This is a genomic window from Microlunatus sagamiharensis (assembly GCF_900105785.1).
GTDB lineage: Bacteria > Actinomycetota > Actinomycetes > Propionibacteriales > Propionibacteriaceae > Microlunatus > Microlunatus sagamiharensis.
This window is the reverse complement of sequence record NZ_LT629799.1, coordinates 3,446,591-3,463,446: the sequence shown is the minus strand read 5'-3', so window position 1 is coordinate 3,463,446 and position 16,856 is coordinate 3,446,591. Positions and strand designations below refer to the sequence as shown.

13 protein-coding genes and 1 pseudogene are annotated in these 16,856 nt (G+C 72.8%); 5 read left to right on the top strand and 9 right to left on the bottom strand.

The window, feature by feature from the left end; genetic code table 11:
• Positions 1–16: 16 nt before the first annotated feature.
• On the bottom strand, positions 17–1,873 hold the full coding sequence (locus BLU42_RS15975; RefSeq protein WP_157720016.1) for a fibronectin type III domain-containing protein: 1,857 nt from the start codon (positions 1,871–1,873) through the stop codon (positions 17–19).
• A 257-nt stretch (positions 1,874–2,130) separates the two neighbouring features.
• On the opposite strand from BLU42_RS15975, the gene BLU42_RS15970 reads away from it, so the two are divergent.
• Positions 2,131–3,510: an endonuclease/exonuclease/phosphatase family protein gene (locus tag BLU42_RS15970; protein ID WP_091076499.1), complete on the top strand. Its 1,380-nt coding sequence runs from the start codon at positions 2,131–2,133 to the stop codon at positions 3,508–3,510.
• Between the two features lie 92 nt (positions 3,511–3,602).
• On the opposite strand, the gene BLU42_RS21485 is transcribed toward BLU42_RS15970, so the two are convergent.
• The 4 genes and pseudogenes from BLU42_RS21485 to BLU42_RS15955 all read right to left on the bottom strand — a co-directional run bounded on the left by BLU42_RS21485 (position 3,603) and on the right by BLU42_RS15955 (position 8,017).
• Positions 3,603–3,746 (bottom strand): GIY-YIG nuclease family protein, encoded by a 144-nt coding sequence (locus tag BLU42_RS21485; RefSeq protein ID WP_231918195.1) that lies wholly within the window; start codon positions 3,744–3,746, stop codon positions 3,603–3,605.
• Positions 3,747–3,801: 55 nt separating this feature from the next.
• Positions 3,802–3,909, bottom strand: a pseudogene (locus tag BLU42_RS21730) (GIY-YIG nuclease family protein); the annotation flags it as partial.
• 194 nt (positions 3,910–4,103) lie between these two features.
• Positions 4,104–6,680 carry a CDP-glycerol glycerophosphotransferase family protein gene (locus BLU42_RS15960; protein WP_091076495.1) on the bottom strand — a complete coding sequence of 859 codons (2,577 nt, stop codon included), beginning with the start codon at positions 6,678–6,680 and terminating at the stop codon, positions 4,104–4,106.
• Complete coding sequence (locus BLU42_RS15955; RefSeq protein ID WP_091076491.1) at positions 6,677–8,017, bottom strand: Gfo/Idh/MocA family oxidoreductase; 1,341 nt, start codon at positions 8,015–8,017, stop codon at positions 6,677–6,679. The genes BLU42_RS15960 and BLU42_RS15955 overlap by 4 nt, the downstream gene beginning before the upstream one ends.
• A gap of 166 nt (positions 8,018–8,183) precedes the next feature.
• Here BLU42_RS15955 and BLU42_RS15950 point away from each other — a divergent pair, with 166 nt between their 5' ends.
• The gene (locus BLU42_RS15950; RefSeq protein WP_157720015.1) at positions 8,184–9,908 is read left to right on the top strand and encodes a glycosyltransferase; all 1,725 of its coding nucleotides are present in this window, start codon (positions 8,184–8,186) and stop codon (positions 9,906–9,908) included.
• 84 nt (positions 9,909–9,992) lie between these two features.
• Here BLU42_RS15950 and BLU42_RS20905 read toward each other — a convergent pair whose 3' ends face one another.
• A complete protein-coding gene (locus tag BLU42_RS20905; protein WP_172825808.1) occupies positions 9,993–10,808 on the bottom strand; it encodes a copper resistance protein CopC in 816 nt (271 codons plus the stop codon).
• 238 nt (positions 10,809–11,046) lie between these two features.
• Between BLU42_RS20905 and BLU42_RS15940 the strand changes: the two genes are divergently transcribed.
• Positions 11,047–12,474: a phospholipase D-like domain-containing protein gene (locus tag BLU42_RS15940; RefSeq protein ID WP_172825807.1), complete on the top strand. Its 1,428-nt coding sequence runs from the start codon at positions 11,047–11,049 to the stop codon at positions 12,472–12,474.
• A gap of 85 nt (positions 12,475–12,559) precedes the next feature.
• Here BLU42_RS15940 and BLU42_RS15935 read toward each other — a convergent pair whose 3' ends face one another.
• Positions 12,560–12,790 (bottom strand): hypothetical protein, encoded by a 231-nt coding sequence (locus BLU42_RS15935; protein WP_091076480.1) that lies wholly within the window; start codon positions 12,788–12,790, stop codon positions 12,560–12,562.
• 111 nt (positions 12,791–12,901) lie between these two features.
• Between BLU42_RS15935 and BLU42_RS15930 the strand changes: the two genes are divergently transcribed.
• Positions 12,902–14,146: a hypothetical protein gene (locus tag BLU42_RS15930; protein ID WP_091076476.1), complete on the top strand. Its 1,245-nt coding sequence runs from the start codon at positions 12,902–12,904 to the stop codon at positions 14,144–14,146.
• Here BLU42_RS15930 and BLU42_RS15925 read toward each other — a convergent pair.
• Both BLU42_RS15925 and BLU42_RS15920 read right to left on the bottom strand, forming a co-directional pair.
• Positions 14,113–15,495, bottom strand: a complete 1,383-nt coding sequence (locus tag BLU42_RS15925; RefSeq protein WP_197680472.1) for a sensor histidine kinase — start codon at positions 15,493–15,495, stop codon at positions 14,113–14,115. The two genes, BLU42_RS15930 and BLU42_RS15925, sit on opposite strands and share 34 nt — an antisense overlap.
• Positions 15,492–16,166 carry a response regulator transcription factor gene (locus BLU42_RS15920; protein ID WP_091076473.1) on the bottom strand — a complete coding sequence of 225 codons (675 nt, stop codon included), beginning with the start codon at positions 16,164–16,166 and terminating at the stop codon, positions 15,492–15,494. Before BLU42_RS15920 ends, BLU42_RS15925 begins: the two co-directional genes overlap by 4 nt.
• A gap of 71 nt (positions 16,167–16,237) precedes the next feature.
• Here BLU42_RS15920 and BLU42_RS15915 point away from each other — a divergent pair, with 71 nt between their 5' ends.
• Positions 16,238–16,840: a DNA-3-methyladenine glycosylase gene (locus tag BLU42_RS15915; protein WP_091076471.1), complete on the top strand. Its 603-nt coding sequence runs from the start codon at positions 16,238–16,240 to the stop codon at positions 16,838–16,840.
• The last annotated feature ends 16 nt before the right edge of the window (positions 16,841–16,856 follow it).

Below are 16,856 nucleotides of genomic sequence, written 5' to 3'. Positions count from 1 at the left end.
GTCTGACGACCCGGGGTCAGGAGATCTTCTTGCTCGAGGTGTTCACCGTCCCGGTGGTGTAGCCGTAGCGCTTGGCCGTGACGGTGACGCTGATCTTCTTGCCGCGGTCGGCGCTGGTGAGCTTGTAGGTGCGCCCGGTCGCGCCCTTGATGGCCGCGCCGTTGCGCTTCCACTGGTAGCTCATGGTCGCGGTGGTCGTCGGGTAGGTGCCGGCGAGCCAGGGGGTGGCGGTGACCGACATCGTCTTGCCGACCTTGGTGGTGCCCTTGAGCGAGGCGCCGTAGCGCTTGCGGAAGGGCAGGGAGTCGAGGACGACCTTGACGCCGAGGTCCTTGCTGACGGTCAGCTTCACGCTCTCGGTCGCGAAGCCGTCGCCGGAGTAGGCGGCACGGACCCAGTAGGTGCCGTTGTTCAGGCCCTTGAGCGCGAAGGTCCCGTCCTGGCTGTCGCTGCGGGTGAGGCCGATGACCTCGCGCTCGTCCGTGCTTCCCGAGATGGCCGTGAGGTCGACGTTCGGCACGGGCCTGCCGCTCGTGTCGACCGTCGTGCCCGAGACCTTGTTGCCCTTGTGGATCTCCACGTCCGGCGCGGTGGTGGTCTTGCCGAGGGCGACCTCGATGGTGGAGGCCGTGCCGTAGGTCCACGCGCCGTCGTTGCCCGAGCGGGCCCACACCGAGGCGTAGTCGCCGCCGCCGGTGTACATCAGCTGCACCTTGTAGGTGCCCGGGCGCACGTCGAGGGTGTAGCGGTTGTCGGAGCCGACCGTCACGGCCTCGGCGACGTTGCCCGCGGTCGTGTACGCCGCGGCGGTCAGGTCGCTGCCCGTGACGCCGTCGACCTTGCCGCTGATCGTGCCGCGCGGGACGATCGACTTGATCGTGATGAAGTCGCTCGACGCGCTGATCCGCTTCCCGTCGGCGTCGACGAGGTAGACGAACCCGTAGTAGGTGGTGTCGGCGCTGAGGCCGGACAGCTTGCCCGAGGTCCCGGTGAAGAAGCCCGACGTCTTCTGCTTGTTCTTCTGGTCGCGGTCGAGCGCGTAGGACACCTTGTAGCCCGAGCCCTCCGGCGCACCAGCGACCGCCTTCCAGGACAGCCCCACCGACGTGGAGCCCTGGGTGGTCATCGCGAAGCCGTCCGGCGTGGCCAGCTTGTAGGTGCTCGTCGCCTGGGTGATCTCGAGCGAGTCCTCGCTCAGCCGCTTCTCGGGCTCCGTGCCGGCCGCGGGCTGCACGACGTAGGCGCGGATGAAGTAGGTCGTGCCCGACTCCAGGCCGGTCAGGTCGACCGAGGACGAGGTGGTCGTGAAGTACTTGGTCGGGTTGCCCTTGGAGTAGACCCGGACCGTGTAGCCGGGCGCGCCCGAGATCGCCTTCCACGACACCGTCATGCTGTCGCGGTCGACCTTGGTGCGGAAGAGGTCGCCCGGGGCGGCGTAGGCGTACGTCGGGGTGGCGGCGGTGGCGGCGCTGTAGGTGCCGACCTTGCCCGCGTCGGAGACGTCCGCGACGCGCACGTAGTACTGCTTGCCCGTCGACAGGCCCTGGATCGTGGTGTCGCTGTCGGTGATGGCTGCGTCGCCCTTGGCCGGCAGCGTCGTCGTGCCGCTGCCGAAGCTCTTGGACGTCGAGTACTGCACGCGGTAGGAGGCGGCGTCGTCGACGTCGCTCCAGTCGACCTTCAGCGCGGTCGCGGAACCCTTGTCGGTCGTGACCTTGGGCTTCGTCACGTCCGCGTCGGCGACGCTCGTGGTGAGCCCCGTCCCGACCAGGGCGACGGCGACCAGCGCGCCGAGGCTCGTACGCACCCGCGACCCGGCGCTCGCGCCGTGCCCACCGGTGGTCTTGCCGGCGCGTGCTTCGGCGCTCGTCACAGTTCTTGACCTCAATCCTCGACCATTCGTCCGCGCGGAGTCTAACAACGCCGGCGGCTCCTGCCGGGCGCTTCGCCGAGGCGGCCTGAGGTAACGGCGAGATTTCGACGGTCCGGGACGCATAACAATTCGGCCGAGAAGTTGCTGAAAGCCGGGGCGCATCTTGACAAGAATTGGCCTTGGGCCTGAACGCATGGTTAAAGTTCCCGGCACCGGGGGGCTTGACGGATGGATGTCAATTCGAGGAGCCCAGCACGATGTCTCAGCTTCACAACGTTCTCGTCCGCGCCCTCGCCGGGTGCGGGCGTCGAGCCACCCCGCTCGTGGTCGCGGTGCTGCTCGGCCTCGGGACGGTCGGCGCGTCGGTCGTCCCCGCCGACGCCGCGACCAAGTCCCCGACGGGCCTCGCGGCCTCCGCGACCGGCCCGACCACGCTGAAGGTCAGCTGGAAGTCCGTCAGCGGCGCACCGAAGTACCGGGTGCAGTACTCCCGGTCCTCGAGCATGTCGGGGGCGTCGTACAAGCGCTTCAGCGGCACCTCGGGCACGATCACGGGGCTGACGGCGGGCACGACCTACTACGTCAAGGTCCGGGTGATCACGACGAAGGGCGTCAACCTCAGCCCCTACTCGGCGGCCGTCAAGACCTCGACGAGCGCCGCGCCGGCGGCTCCGGCCGGCGGGTCGGACCAGCTGCGGCTCGGCACCTTCAACGTCAAGTGCTTCAACTGCCAGGGCGACAACCCCAACGAGCGGTCCTGGTGGGACCGGCGTGGCGACGTCGTGAGCGACGTGAAGTCGCAGCGGCTGGACGTCCTCGGCGTCCAGGAGGCCAGCCAGGCCTGGCTCCCCGCCGCCAAGGGCGGCAAGGGTCAGGACCTGAGCCAGTTCGAGGACCTGCGCAACCGGCTCGGCGGCTCCTGGAAGCTGACCAACACCAACCGGAACAACTGCGTGAACGCCAAGACGCCGACCCGGTGCTCCGCCAAGGACCAGGGCGCGTCGAAGGGCACCCGCATCCTCTTCGACTCCAGCCGCGTCACGCTGGTGTCCCAGGGCTCCAAGCTGCTGCCGAGCCCCGAGGACGACCGCTACATGGCCTGGGCGATCTTCCGCCAGGCCAGCACGGGCAAGAAGTTCTTCTTCGCCACCGCGCACCTCGAGCCGAACAAGGACTGGAAGCTCCACGTCGACGAGGCGACGGCGCTGGTCAAGGAGGTCGCCAAGCGCAACCCCGACCACCTCCCGACCTTCATCACCGGCGACATGAACGCCCACAAGAACACGCTCAACCCCTCCGGCCAGCGCGAGAACCCGGTCGCGAAGGTCGTCGTGAACGGCTACGGCTACGTCGACCCGCTCGGCAACGCCTCCGGCTCCACCACCGACACCCCGGGCGCCACGGTCGAGCGGCGGATCAACACCCCGTTGAGCAGCTACAACGACTTCCAGCGCGAGCCCAGCCCCGACTACTTCGGCCGGCGGCCCAACGGCACCTACATCGACTACATCTTCACGTCGAAGAAGGTGCGCGTGCTCGAGTGGGAGAACGTCGCCCACCTGAACGCCGCCCACGACTACGTCGGCAAGCAGGCCTCCGACCACAACCTCCAGCGGGCGACGGTCGTCCTCCCCTGAGGGCGGCCCCGCCGAAGCGCCCGGAACCCACGAGGGCTCCCCTGGGGACGCTCCCTGAGCTTGTCGAAGGGCCCCGCAGGGGTTGGCGTCGTTCAACTTGCGCATGTGTGCGGCCCCGCGTGCGAGCCGGGACGTGACAGCCCGGGCAGGTCGGCGAGCCGGCCCTCGACCAGCGCGAGGCGTTCGGCCCGCCGCCACCCCTTGATCTGCCGCTCGAGCTCGGCCGCGTCGTCCATGCGCTCGGCCTCGAGCGCCCAGACGAGCTCGACCGGCCGGTGCCTTGGCCGTGAACCCCTTCACGCTCCCCGCGGCGTGCTCGGTGAGACGCTGCTCGAGGCTGCGGGCGCTGCCGACGTAGTAGGAGCCGTCCGCGCAGCGGAGGAGGTAGACCCAGGGCACGTCGGGAGTGTCGTGCTCCGCATCCGGGTCGTGCCGGTCGAGGTGTGGAGCCTGTGGACAGCTCCTCCTGTTCGACGAGACCTGTGGACGGACGTCGACCCCTTCGGGGCCCTTCGACAAGCTCAGGGAGCGTCCGCCGGGGCCCTTTCGAAGGCTCAGGGGCGTCCGCCGGCCCTTCGGCAGATTCGGGGAAGCTACTTGCGGATCGCGAGGAGGCGGCGGACCACGCGCTCGGCGGAGTGGCCGTCGTCGAGGTGGTTGAACCGCTCGACCCAGGCGTCGTAGAGGTCGGCGTAACGCTCGCCGGCCCGGTCGAGCTCACGGACCGCCCGCGTGACCTCGTCCTGCGTCGACAGGACGGGGCCGGGAGCCACCTCGGACAGGTCGAAGTAGACCCCGCGCAGCGAGTCGCGGTAGTCGTCCATGTCCGGGACGAAGAAGATCATCGGCCGGCGGGTGACGGAGTAGTCGAACATCACCGAGGAGTAGTCGGTGATCATCGCGTCCGCGGCGAGGAAGAGGTCGGTGACCTCGGGGTAGGTCGTCACGTCGATGACGCCGGGGACCTCGCTGAGACTCGCGCCGAACTTGACCGTGCGCGAATGGCCGCGCAGCAGGATCACGTAGCCCTCGCCCAGCTCGGTGCTGAGCCGTTCCAGGTCGAGGAAGGTGACCATCGAGGTCATGTTCTCGCGCCAGGTGGGGGCGTACAGGACGGCTGTCTGGTCGGGCCGGATGCCCAGCTGCTCGCGGATCGCGGCGCCGTCGCCGGCGTACGGGCTGCCCGGGGTGAGCGGGTCGTTGCGTGGGTAGCCCTCCTCGAAGAGCGTGCGGTGCCAGTCGTACGCCGAGGAGAGGATCACGCTGCTGTGGTGGTTCTGCGAGAGCAGGACGTCCCACTTGGACTGCTCGAGGCGGATCGTGTCGATCTTGGACTGGGGCTGGCCCGAGCGGTCGAGCCCGATCCGCTTGAGCATCGAGCCGTGCCAGGTCTGCAGGACCACCTGGAAGGGCTGGGGGGAGAAGGTGCGCCGCAGCCAGTCGTTGGCCACGACGTAGCGCGAGGTCGCCCGCGCGTGCCACCACTCGCTCGTGCCGCGCACGACCGTGATCGCCCCGTCGGGGACCGGGGTCGACGCGTCGACCACGCCCCAGAAGCGGGTGAGCTGGGGGTAGCGCGCGGCGATCTCGCGGTCGATCGCGTACGGGTTGCAGGTCGCGCCCCGGCCGTAGAAGCTCTCGAAGTAGACCGCGTTGCGCGGGCTCCACCGGCGGCCCTTGTAGAGCCGCTCGAGGCGGCGCTGGTGGAACGAGCCGGCTTCGTCGTCGCGGCGCGGCGCCGACACCGCGAGGCGCACGGAGCGCCCGCCGCCGGACAGCAGCCGCAGGCGGAAGCCCGGGAGGTGGTGCAGCTCGGGCGTACGACGCACGACCTCGGGGACTCCGGACACGGGCACGACGGTGCCGCCCGAGGTCCGGGCGCGCAGGACGTAGCTGCCGATGCGCGGCGGCAGCGGCCGGCGGCCCCAGACGGAGGCGAGCAGCGGGGCGTGCGCGGTCCAGGTGCCGGTGCCGTCCGGGCCGGTGACGAAGGTGGCCTCGACCGGCAGCACCTGCCGGGCGCCGGCCAGGACCATGGTCAGCGTCTCGTCGGCCGCGGCGCGCTCGCCGAGCACATGGCGCCCCCGCAGCTCGAGCGAGGGCGGGTGGGCGACGACGGTGACGTCGTCGACCAGCACCCGACCGGGGCCGTCGAGGAGCACGAGCCCGCCGTCGGCGTCGGCGGAGGCCAGGAGCGTGGAGCCCGGGACGGGCTCGGGGGCCGTGCCGTCGAGGGCGGTGGCGACCCGCAGGGTCTCGCCGTCGGCGGTGCTGACCCGGAGCGCGCGCTCGACGGAGAAGGACTCGCCCTCGTCGGTGACCGGCATGGTGCGGGGCACGGCTCCCGTGATCCGGAACATTGGCCGCCCGGCCTCGTCGTGGCCCTCGGCCGCGCAGGTCAGGTCCGACTCCTGGCCGGCGCTGCGGACGACCGCGCCGGCGAGCGCGCGGCCGTCGGTCGAGACCAGCAGCGAGACGTCGTGCCCGTCGATCTCGACCGAGCGGGCGAGCACGGCCGGGCGCTGCCGGCGGACCACCAGGCCCCGCTGCCCGGCCCAGCGCGGGACGAGCTGGACGGTGCTCCCCGGGGTCCCGGACGTCGAGGCGAGGAGGTGCCGTGCGGCGCCGAAGCGGTAGCGCGTGAGGAAGGTCCCGGTCCGGTCGCGGCCGGCCCCCACCACGCGGACGTGGACCACCCACGGCTCGCGACCGCCGTCGTCGTCGCCCGCGGCGTCGTCGAGGAGGGCCGACACGTCGAACGTCGCGGTGAAGGCGGTGTTGGCGTAGTCGTGCTCGCTGGCCTGCGGCGCCGCCGCGTTGACCTCCGCGTCGTGGCGCATGACGACCTCGGCCTCGATGCGGCGCCCGCCGCGCTCGAGCCACACGGTCGTCGCGGGCGGGGCGTCAGGGTGGCCGTACCCGCGCTCGTACGCCCAGCCGCGCAGCTCCAGCGTGGTCGGCCCCGTCCACGCGACGGCGCGCAGGTGCGCCACCCAGCCGAGCTGGCGGCCGGTCACCTGCGAGCCGAGGGTGCGTGCGGCCTGCCGGGCCCGGCGGTAGCCGGCGGCGACCCGCGGGTCCTCGGAGTGCGCCAGCTCCACCAGCGCCGCGCGGACCCGCTCGCGGGCGAGGCGCCGCACCGTGGCCGGGTCGAGGCGTACGGGGCTCATCGCAGCAGCGTGGCGTCGGTCCGGGCGGCCTCGATGATCGCGGCGATGGCGATCGACTCCGAGGAGCGCAGCTTGAAGGACTCCGGCGTCTCGTTGCGGATCAGCGAGGCGAACTCGGCGACCTCGTAGCGCAGCCCGTCGCCGTCGAACTTGAAGTAGTACTTCTTGTCGTCGCCCGGGTCCTCGAAGCGCGCCTCGAAGTACTCGGTCTTCCACCACGGGGCGGGGACGTAGATGTAGCCGCGCGTCCCCGCGACGACCAGGTCGCCCTCGGCCTTCACGCCGATGCCGACGCGGGCCGAGGCGATCGCGTGCGGGTAGGTGAGGTCGATGCGCGAGAACGTGTCGACCTCGGCGCCCTCGGGCTGCAGCGAGGAGCTGACCACGCGCGTGTAGCCGGTGCCGAGCAGCTTGACCAGCGCGAGCAGGGGGTAGCTGGCCAGCTCCGAGATCGCGCCGCCGTCGGGCGCCGCCAGCTCGCGGCCCGAGCTCACCAGCTTGGTGAAGGTCGCGTCGACGGAGCGGACCTGGCCGATCGAGCCGCTGCGCGCCACGGCCACCATGCGCTGGAAACCGGGGGAGAAGGCGGTCTTGATGGCCTCCAGCAGCACCACCTGGTGCTGCTCGGCGAGCGCGTACAGCTCCTCGGCGTCGGCCCGGGTGAGCGCGAGCGGCTTCTCGCAGAGCACGTGCTTGCCGGCGGCCATCGCCTGGCGGGCCAGCTCGACGTGCGTGCCGTGCGGCGTGGCGAGGTAGACGGCGTCGACCTCTGCGAGCAGGTCCTCGATCGAGGCGGCCGCGAAGCGCAGCTCGTGGGCGTCGGCGAAGGCCTGAGCGCTGCTCTGCTGGCGGCTCCACACGCCCTCCACGCTGACGCCGGAGACGAAGCGCACCTCGTCGACCATCCGGTTCGCGATGCGGCCCGACCCGAGCACGCCGATCCGCAGGATGCCGCCCTCGTCGCGCAGCTGGGTCGACGAGACGCCCTTGGTGCGGTCGAGGTAGACGACCTTGCAGTAGTCGTTCAGGTAGTCGAACTTGCCCAGCCAGTCCGAGCCGATGGCGAAGATGTCGACCCCGTAGCGCTGGATGTCGTTGATCTTCTGGCCTTCGTACTCCTCGATGATCACCTGGTCGGCGAGGCCGCTCTGCTGCACGTTGTGGATGCGCTCCATCAGGGACTGGCGCACGTTCAGCTTGCCGCGGGTGCTGTCGTAGTTGTCGGTGGTGACCGCCACGATCAGGTAGTCGCCGAGGGCCTTCGCCCGCTCCAGGAGCCGCACGTGCCCCTCGTGGAAGAGGTCGTAGGTCCCGTAGGTGATGACGCGCGTGGACATCGAGCTCCTCCCGCCGGGCCGCGGCTCTCCGTCGGTGGTCAGGGCGTCGGGAGGAGGGGGAGAGCGTGCCCGGACGGCTGGGAGTCTAGTGGTCGGCCCGCTCGGATCGCGGCTGCCCGCGCCGCTGGTCGGGCTCGTGGCGGTCCGGTCCCGCTACGCTGCGGCGGTGCTGAGGTCGCGGGCGAGAGAGACCATCCGGCGTGCGCGCCGCGTCTGGGACGCGGCGTCCACCGCGTCGACCCCGAGGCCGGCGCCCGCCGCCGTGAAGGCCGTCCCGGCGAAGGCGCCGGACGTGCCGCCGCGCTTCGACCCGCTGCCCGACCTGCGCCCGCTGCCGCCGGCCAAGTACGTCTTCGTGACCGGGGCGATCCCGCGCAACTTCGGCGGCCGGACCGCCTCGATCCTGCGCAAGTGCCGGCTGCTCAAGGAGCTGGGCGGGGTCGACTCGATCATCGTCACGCTCAACTACTCCTCCGAGGTCGGCGACATCGCGGCCGACCTGCGCCGGCGCGGCCTGCTGGTCGACGGTGTCGAGATCGTGAACCTGCACGACTACTTCGACCAGCAGTCGACGGCCGTCGCCGAGCCGGTCCGCCACGAGGTCGCCGAGCCGGGCATGGACCTCGTCCGCGACCCCGACCAGGAGGTCTACCGCTACTTCGAGAACGGCGTCTACCGGCTCTACAAGCGCTTCGACCACGAGGGCCGCCTGATCGTGCGGGACTGGTTCAACGAGAACCGCGGGCGCACCCGGCGCGACGAGTTCGACGACAACGGCGTCGTCCGGCGCACGACCTACATGGACCTGCACCTCAACAAGCCGCGCCAGGAGATCTACTACCGGGCCGACGGCACGCCGTACATGAACAAGTGGCTGAAGGTCGACCCGGCGTCGCCGTTCGGCATCGTGGAGCGCATCACCATGCTCGACGAGCGGGGGGCTCCGTACGAGGTCCTCGGAAGCAACGTCGCGCTCATCCAGTCCTACCTCGACCGGCTGATCGGCGACGACCACGCCTTCCTCTCCGTGGAGTCGCGGCGCTCCGACGGGGAGACCCTCACCTACGTGCGGCCGAACGTGAAGCACGTCTACGTCCTCCACAACCCGCACATCGCGCCGCCCTTCGACGACCTGACCGCGGTCCGGCCCTCGTACAAGCCGATGCTGGACCGCCACGACGCCCACGGGGCGGTGGTGTTCCTGACCAACGCCCAGCGCGCCGACGCGGAGGCCGTCTACGGCGAGCAGGACCACTTCGCCGTCATCCCGCACCCGGTCGCCCCCGTGCCCCAGGTGCCCTTCGAGCAGCGCGACCCCCGCCTGGTCGTGATGCTGGCGCGCCTCGACCCGCAGAAGCGGGTCCCGCACGCGATCGCGGCCTTCGCCCACGTGGTCAAGGCCCTGCCGGACGCGCGCCTGGAGATCTACGGGCAGGGCCCGGAGGAGGCGGCGCTCCAGGCGCTGATCGACGAGCTGGGGCTGCGCGGCAACGTGCGGCTCGCCGGCTACACCAAGAACCCGGCCGAGGTCTACGAGCGGGCGTCCTGCTCGCTGCTGACGAGCCGCTTCGAGGGCTTCGGCCTGGTGCTGCTCGAGAGCCTGAGCCACGGCTGCCCGGTCGTCAGCTACGACGTCAAGTACGGCCCGTCCGACATCGTCGCCGACGGCGTCAACGGCTTCCTGGTCGGCTCGGCCATGCAGCAGCAGATGGCGCGGCGGGTGGTGGAGATCCTCACCGACGAGCCCCTGCGGCGCCGGCTGAGCGAGGACGCCGCCCAGCTGCGCACGGAGTTCAGCGAGGAGACCTTCGTGGCCCGGTGGTCGGAGCTCTTCCACCGCCTGGACGCCGAGGGCTGGGGCGACGACGAGCGCGGCGTCGACGCCGGCTGAGCCCGCGCGATCCCGTCGCGGGCCGTCCCGGCCCGTCGCGGATCGGCCGGAGGTCAGGGCGTGCGAGCCGCGGTGGGCCGGGGGTCAGGCGTGGTCGCCGGACCCCTTGCGGCTGCGCCACACCCCGAGGCCGGCCCCGGCGAGGGCGACCAGGAGCAGGACCCCGCCGACGATCCACGGGGTGCCGCTGCTGCCGCCCTCGTCGCCCTGCGGGGTGGCCGAGTCCGCGGTGGCCGCGGTGGCCGGGCCGCTGCCCGCCTCGGTCGTCTCGCCGGGCGGGGCCTCGACGGTCGACGCGGGCTCGGTCGCGGGCGGCTCGGGGTCGGTCGTCGCGCCCTCGGACGTGACCTCGATGCCGGGGGTGGCGCGGGTCGTCGTCGGGGCCTCCGGCGCCTCGGAACCGTTCGGGTCGGTGCCGCGCAGCACCGCGGGCTCCTCGTCGTCGCCGGACCACGACCGGTCGGGCAGGTCGGTGAAGCGGCCGCTGCCGTAGCTGAACTGGTAGGCCCCGCCCTCGGGCTCCCCGCCGGAGCCGTCGATGCGGTAGTGCACCGTGTACGTCCCGCGGGGCAGGCCGTCGCGCAGCCGGCTCGTGACGTTCGTGCCCTCGACGATCAGCGGCCCGCTCGTGACGTTCCTGCCGTCCGGCCCGGAGACGATGACCTTGGCCGCGCTCGGGTCGACCTGGCGCCCGAAGGCGAGGGTCACCGCGCCGGGCGGGTCGGAGAGCTCCTGGCGGGCGTACGGCTCCGCGGCGACCGGCTCGACCGCGTGGGCGGGCGCCGGGCGGGCCGCCAGCACGGCGCCGAGCAGCAGCACCGCCAGAACGGCGAGGGGCAGGCCGAACGGGCGCAGGGGGGACCGCGACCGGTCGACGACCTCGACCCGGGGATGTCCCACAGCGCTCCTCCAGAGGGGTTGACCCGGTCGCTGCGGCCCCGACGGGGCTCCCTGCAGGTGGCCGTGAACGACCGGCACCGGGCGGATTTCATTGTATGGTTCGGAGCGTCGTCGGCCGTGCTCCCACGCACGGTGCGACCGTGGGTCATCGCCGGTCGGCGCCGGCTCGCCGTCGCCCGTGCCCGGTGCTCCGCGGGGGACCTGTGTCGGGCTGTCGAAGGGTTGCAGGGTGTCGTTCATGACGTCGAGGTCGGTCGGCCCCCGAGGCAGGGCGCGCGCCCGCCTCGTGGCCCTGGTGAGCGCCCTCGCGGTGACCGTGGGCCTCCTCGTCGGCCCCGCCAGCGCCCTCACCCTCACCCGTGACAAGTCCGGGGACATCGCGCTGCCCAGCGGCGACTCGTGCCCCACCATCGCGACGCCGGCGCCGTACGAGGCCTGGTACAACATCGACGACATGGAGAAGCGGGGCTTCTGGGACCCGCAGGACAACACGCCCTGGGACTACTCCAAGAAGCTGTCGCAGATCATCTGCGGGGCCAAGAAGGACTCCGAGATCAAGATCGGGATGTTCTTCATCCGCGCCCTCGGGACGATGCAGGCGCCCGGCACCGGCACCGCGCTGGGCACCCGCCCCGAGACCGACCCCGAGCTGATCTTCAACGCCCTCGAGTGGGTCAAGAAGAACCGCAACGTGACGGTCGGGCTCGTCCTCGACGGCGGCTCGATCAACCCGAAGGGCGAGAAGGACAAGATCGCCCAGCGCCTGCAGGACATCGCGTCCGTCTACTACTGCGACAACGGCTGCTTCAACGTCAACAAGGACAAGGTCTGGCCGTACGCGATCAACCACGAGAAGTTCCTGACGATCTCCGACACCACGTGGTCCAACTCCGCGGACGGCCCGCACCCGGTCATCCTCTCGATGTCGGGCAACTTCGCCCGCTCGCAGCTGCGGAACTACCACCAGGAGATGACGCTCCTGTACGACGACCACAAGCTCTTCGACATGTTCGACACCCGCTTCGACGCGATGCAGTACTGCGCGACGAAGAACTGCCCGAGCGCCTCGGGCTTCCCGAAGTCGATGACGCTCACCAAGCAGCGCGGCATCTGGGTCGACCCGATCTACCGGCACTACACCGACCCCGGCCGCGGCACCACGGTCTCGTTCACCCCGGCGACGCAGGACGCCCGTGACTTCTACGTGCAGCAGTTCGACGACGTCGACTGCGCCGTGGACAACAACATCCGCATCGCGATGTTCAAGCTGACCGACGCCAAGGCCGAGCAGATGGTGAACGCGCTCAGCCGGCTGCGCTCGCGCGGCTGCGACATCTCGATGCTGCTCACCAAGCAGGGTGGCAGCACGACGATCTCGCCCAAGGTGGTCAAGACCCTCAAGAAGGCCAAGATCCCCGTGACGTGCACGTCGGTCGCCATGCACACCAAGGAGATCCTGATCGGCCCGAAGCACAGCAACCTGGGCCGTGTCCTGGTCGGCACGCAGAACATGTCGGTCGCCGGGCTGCGCTACAGCGAGGAGCACGTGATCACCCTCGACACGCGCGCGGCCTCCGCGCAGTACCTCGAGTCGATGCGCCGGGTCTACAGCCAGTACATGAACGGCTGGTACGAGCTGTCGAAGGACACCGAGTCCTGCGGCTGACCCGCCGCACCTGCCTGACGTTTGAGCACGAAGGCCCTGACCCGCCGAGCGGGTCAGGGCCTTCGTCGTCGTGGGGCGGCGGACCTCAGGTCAGCGGCGCGCCGCTCTGGCCGTCCGGGGTCTCGCTGTACTCCCCGGCCTTGTCCGCGTCGCGCGCGGTGATGTCGTCGTTGGCGGCGACGCTCGCGCCTGCGTCGCGGGCGTCGTCGATCGCCTCCTCCGCGCGCTCGAGGGCCGCGCCACCGTCGTCAGCGGCACCCGCGGGCGTCTGGGGGTCGGTCCGGGTCTCGCCGTCGGGCGTCGTAGGGTCGCTCATCCTCCCAGTCTGCCGGTGCCGTCCGCCGTACGGGAGGGGGCTCCGGACCGGGGCCGAGCGCGCGGGCGACCACGCCGCGCGGACGACGACCCCCTCGAGGAGGGCCGCCCGATGAGCGACGACCTCGACCCGGTGCCGCCGGGATCCCTGCTGGTGCACGCGGGGATGCCCAAGACGGGCACCACCGCCCTGCAGCGGGTCAGCGCCGCCCGCCGCGACCTGCTCGCCGGGCACGGGGTGCGCTACCCCGGGACGGGGAGCAACCACCGCAAGGCGCTGTTCGCCTACTCCGCGCGACCCGTCGGCTGGGACGGGCCCGGGCCGTCCACGCCGAAGGTCGCGCGGTGGCGGGAGCTGCGCGACGAGGTGCGCTCCGCGGAGGGGCAGCGGGTGTGGCTGAGCAACGAGAACCTCAGCGACGAGCCGGAGGAGACCCTGCGGTCGCTGGTCGCCGAGCTCGACCGCGAGGCGACGGTCGTGCTGACGCTGCGGTCCCTGCCCGCCCAGCTGGCGTCGGCCTGGCAGCAGTACCTCAAGTCCGGGGTCTGGATCTCCTTCGAGACCTGGCTGAGGCGCACGATCGGCGACGAGCCGAACCCGACGACGACGCCGAGCTTCGCCCGGCGGCTCGCGGTCGGGGACGTCGTCGACACGTGGGTGCGTGTGCTCGGCCGGGACCGCGTCGTCGTCGTGGTCCTCGACCCCGCGGACCGCTCCCTGGTGCCTCGGGCGTTCGAGCGCCTGCTGGGTCTGCCGACGGACGTGCTGACGGCGGACGAGCTCGCGGGCCACGACGCCAACCGCTCGCTGACGGCGGCCGAGGCCGAGCTGCTGCGCCGGGTCAACCGGGTGGTGCGCGACCGCGGGGACGTCGGCTGGCGCGACTACGAGCGGTTCGTCCGCGACGGGGCCGTGGAGGCGATGCTCGCGCGCGGGGCCTCTGGCGACCAGCGCATCGTGCCGCCGACCTGGGCGGTGCAGCGGGCGGCCGCCCTCGCCGAGCAGCAGGCCGACCGGGTCCGGGCCGCCGGCGTCCGGGTCGTCGGCGACCTCACGCACCTCGCCAGCCCGGTGCGCTCGGTCGACAAGGTCCGGGCGCCGAAGGCGGTGCCGGTCGACGCCGCCGCCGAGGCGCTGCTGGCGATGCTGTCGACCGGGCTCGGGAGGGGGCGGGACTTCTCCGGGGCCGCGCCGGAGCCGCGCCCGGCCGCACCACCCGTACGGCGCCCGACGCTCGAGGAGCAGCCGACGGCGGCCGTGGTCCGCGAGCTCGCGCGCCGGCTCCGGCGGCGGCTGCAGCGGCTGCGACCTGCGGGCCGGCGTCAGCGGGCGAGGGGCAGCGTCAACCGGAAGTGAGCGCCGCGCGCCGGCGGGTCGACGGGCAGGCAGACCAGGTCGCCGCCATGGGCGCGCGCGGTGCCCCGGGCGATGGCCAGGCCGAGGCCCGAGCCGCCCGAGTCGACGCTGCGGGCGGCGTCGAGGCGGACCAGCCGGTCGAAGATGCGCTCGCGGTCCGCCGGCGGCACCCCGGGGCCGTCGTCGACGACGTCGACGGCCACCCGCCCGTCCTCGCGGCGCAGCTCGACGTGCACGTGCCCGGTGCTCCCGGCGGCCCGGCAGGCGTTCTCGAGCAGGTTCCGCAGCACGCCCCGCAGGGCCTCCTCGTCACCGGTCACCACGGCAGGGTCGCCCGTGGTGGCGCCCGCGGAGGTCAGCGTGGTGCCCTCGCGCAGCAGGCTCGCGCGGTCCACCTCCGCCTCCACCAGCGCGCCGAGCGCGACCGGGGCCTGCGCGGTGGGTGCGCCGGCCTCGAGCCGGGCGACGGCGAGCAGGTCGCCGACGAGGCGCCCCGCCCGACGGGCCTCGCCGACCAGCAGCGCCTCCACCCGCTCCTGCTCGTCGGGGTCCATCGCGTCTCGGTGGTGCAGCAGCGTCTCGGCCGCCGCCTGGATGCCGGTGAGCGGGGTCCGGAGCTCGTGCGCCGCGTCGGCGAGGAAGGCGCGCGTCTGCTCCTCGGCCCGGCGCGCGCGGGTCTCGGCGCCCTCGAGCTCGTCGAGCATCGCGTCGAAGGCGTGGGCCGTCCGGCCGATCTCCGTGCCGGTGCGCGTGGGGGCGAGCCGCGAGCCCCGGGCGCCGCCGGCCACCTGCTGGGCGAGGCCGGCCATCGAGTCGAGCGGACGCAGGGCGAGGCGTACGGCGAGCGCGACGAGCAGCGCGCTCAGGCCGAGGGCGGCGAGCCCGCTGAGGAGCAGGGTGCGCCGCAGCGCGTCGCGCGAGCCCGAGACCAGCGAGCTGTTCACGGCGAGGGTGAGCCGCGCGCCGTTGACGCGGCCGGAGCCCGACAGGGTCGTCGTGACCGTCCGGACGCTGTCGCCGGTGGGCACGGGGGAGCCGAGCACGGTCCCGTCGCGCAGCTCGAGCGAGGCGAGGACGCCGTCGACGCCGACGCGGTTGACGACCTGCTGGGGCCGGGCCCCGTTGCGGGCGAGCTGGCGGGCCAGCTGGGCACGGCCGCTGAGCAGCGTGTCGAGGCTGCGCTCGGACTGCGACACGAACGTGGCGTTGACGGCCACGGACGAGGCCGCGAGGACCAGGGCCAGCACCGCCATGACCGCGGCGATCACGCGGACGCGGATCGACACCGTGGAGAGCGGGCGCCGTGGCGGAGGCGCGGCGGTCGCGGGCTGCGGTCCCGCGTCGCTCACGGCTCCACCCCGAGCCGGTAGCCGCGGCCCCGCACCGTGTGGACCAGCCGCGGCTCGCCGCCGGCCTCGAGCTTGCGGCGCAGCGACGACACGTGCACCTCGACGACGTTCTCGTCGAAGCCCTCGTAGCCCCAGACCGCGGTCAGGATCTGGGTCTTGCTCACCACCCGCTCGCGGTGGGAGGCGAGGTAGCCGAGCAGCCGCCGCTCGGTGCCGGTCAGGTCGACGGTCCGCTCGCCCCGGCGGACCACGGACACGTCCTCGTCCAGGGTCAGGTCGGCGACCGCCGTCACCGCCCCGCCCGGCCGCGACCGGCGCAGGACGGCGTGGACCCGGGCCACGAGCTCGGCCATGGCGAACGGCTTGACCACGTAGTCGTCCGCCCCCGCGGCGAGCCCGGCGACCCGGTCGGCCAGCGTGTCGCGGGCGGTGAGCATGACGACGGCGGCCCGGCTCGCGCGGCGGACGACCGGCAGCAGCGTGAAGCCGTCGCGCCCCGGCAGCATCACGTCGAGCACGACGAGGTCGGGGGCGAAGGTGGCGAGCCGGGACTCGAGGTCGCCGCCGTCCGGGCTCGACTCGACCGCGAAGCCCTGCGCCCGCAGCGCCGTCTGCACCGGGACGCGGATGGCCTCGCTGTCCTCGACGAGCAGGATCCGGGCGGCGTCCACGCCGCCATCCTGCCCAGGGCAGGCCGCCCGCGCCCGCCGCACCCGCCGGCGGTCCTCCTTAGGCTCGAGGGGTGCTGACGCCCGACGTGCTCGCCGGACCCGTCGAGGAGGTCGCCCCGCTCCTGCTCGGCGCGGTCCTGCGCCACGGCGAGGTGGCCGTCGAGCTGGTCGAGGTGGAGGCGTACGCGGGCCTCGCGGACCCCGCCTCGCACGCCTTCCGCGGGCCGACGCCGCGCAACGACGTGATGTTCGGTCCGCCGGGCCACCTCTACCTGTACTTCTCCTACGGCATGCACTGGGCGGCGAACGTCGTCTGCGGCCCGGACGGGACCGCCTCGGGGTGCCTGATGCGCGCCGGGCGCGTCGTCGACGGCGTCGGGCTCGCGCGCGAGCGCCGCCACGGCTGCCCCGACCGCGACCTCGCGCGGGGACCCGGACGGCTCACCCAGGCGCTCGGGCTGGCCCCCGAGCACCGCGGCGCCGACCTCTTCGCCGGCGGCCCGGTGCGGCTCGAGCCGCGCCAGGGGCCGGCGCCCGAGGTCGCCAGCGGGCCCCGGGTCGGCGTCTCGCGGGCCGCGGACGTCCCCTGGCGCTTCTGGGTCGCCGGCGACCGCCACGTGTCGGCGTACAAGCGCAGCCCCCGCGCCCCGGCCGCGGGCCCGACGTCCTCCTGACGCGTCGCCTCCCCTC

Coding starts and splice junctions, on each gene's coding strand:
- BLU42_RS15970 (WP_091076499.1), top strand. CDS start 2,131: ATGTCTCAGCTTCACAACGTTCTCGTCCGCGCCCTCGCCGGGTGCGGG.
- BLU42_RS21485 (WP_231918195.1), bottom strand. CDS start 3,746: ATGGACGACGCGGCCGAGCTCGAGCGGCAGATCAAGGGGTGGCGGCGG.
- BLU42_RS15960 (WP_091076495.1), bottom strand. CDS start 6,680: ATGAGCCCCGTACGCCTCGACCCGGCCACGGTGCGGCGCCTCGCCCGC.
- BLU42_RS15955 (WP_091076491.1), bottom strand. CDS start 8,017: ATGTCCACGCGCGTCATCACCTACGGGACCTACGACCTCTTCCACGAG.
- BLU42_RS15940 (WP_172825807.1), top strand. CDS start 11,047: ATGACGTCGAGGTCGGTCGGCCCCCGAGGCAGGGCGCGCGCCCGCCTC.
- BLU42_RS15935 (WP_091076480.1), bottom strand. CDS start 12,790: ATGAGCGACCCTACGACGCCCGACGGCGAGACCCGGACCGACCCCCAG.
- BLU42_RS15930 (WP_091076476.1), top strand. CDS start 12,902: ATGAGCGACGACCTCGACCCGGTGCCGCCGGGATCCCTGCTGGTGCAC.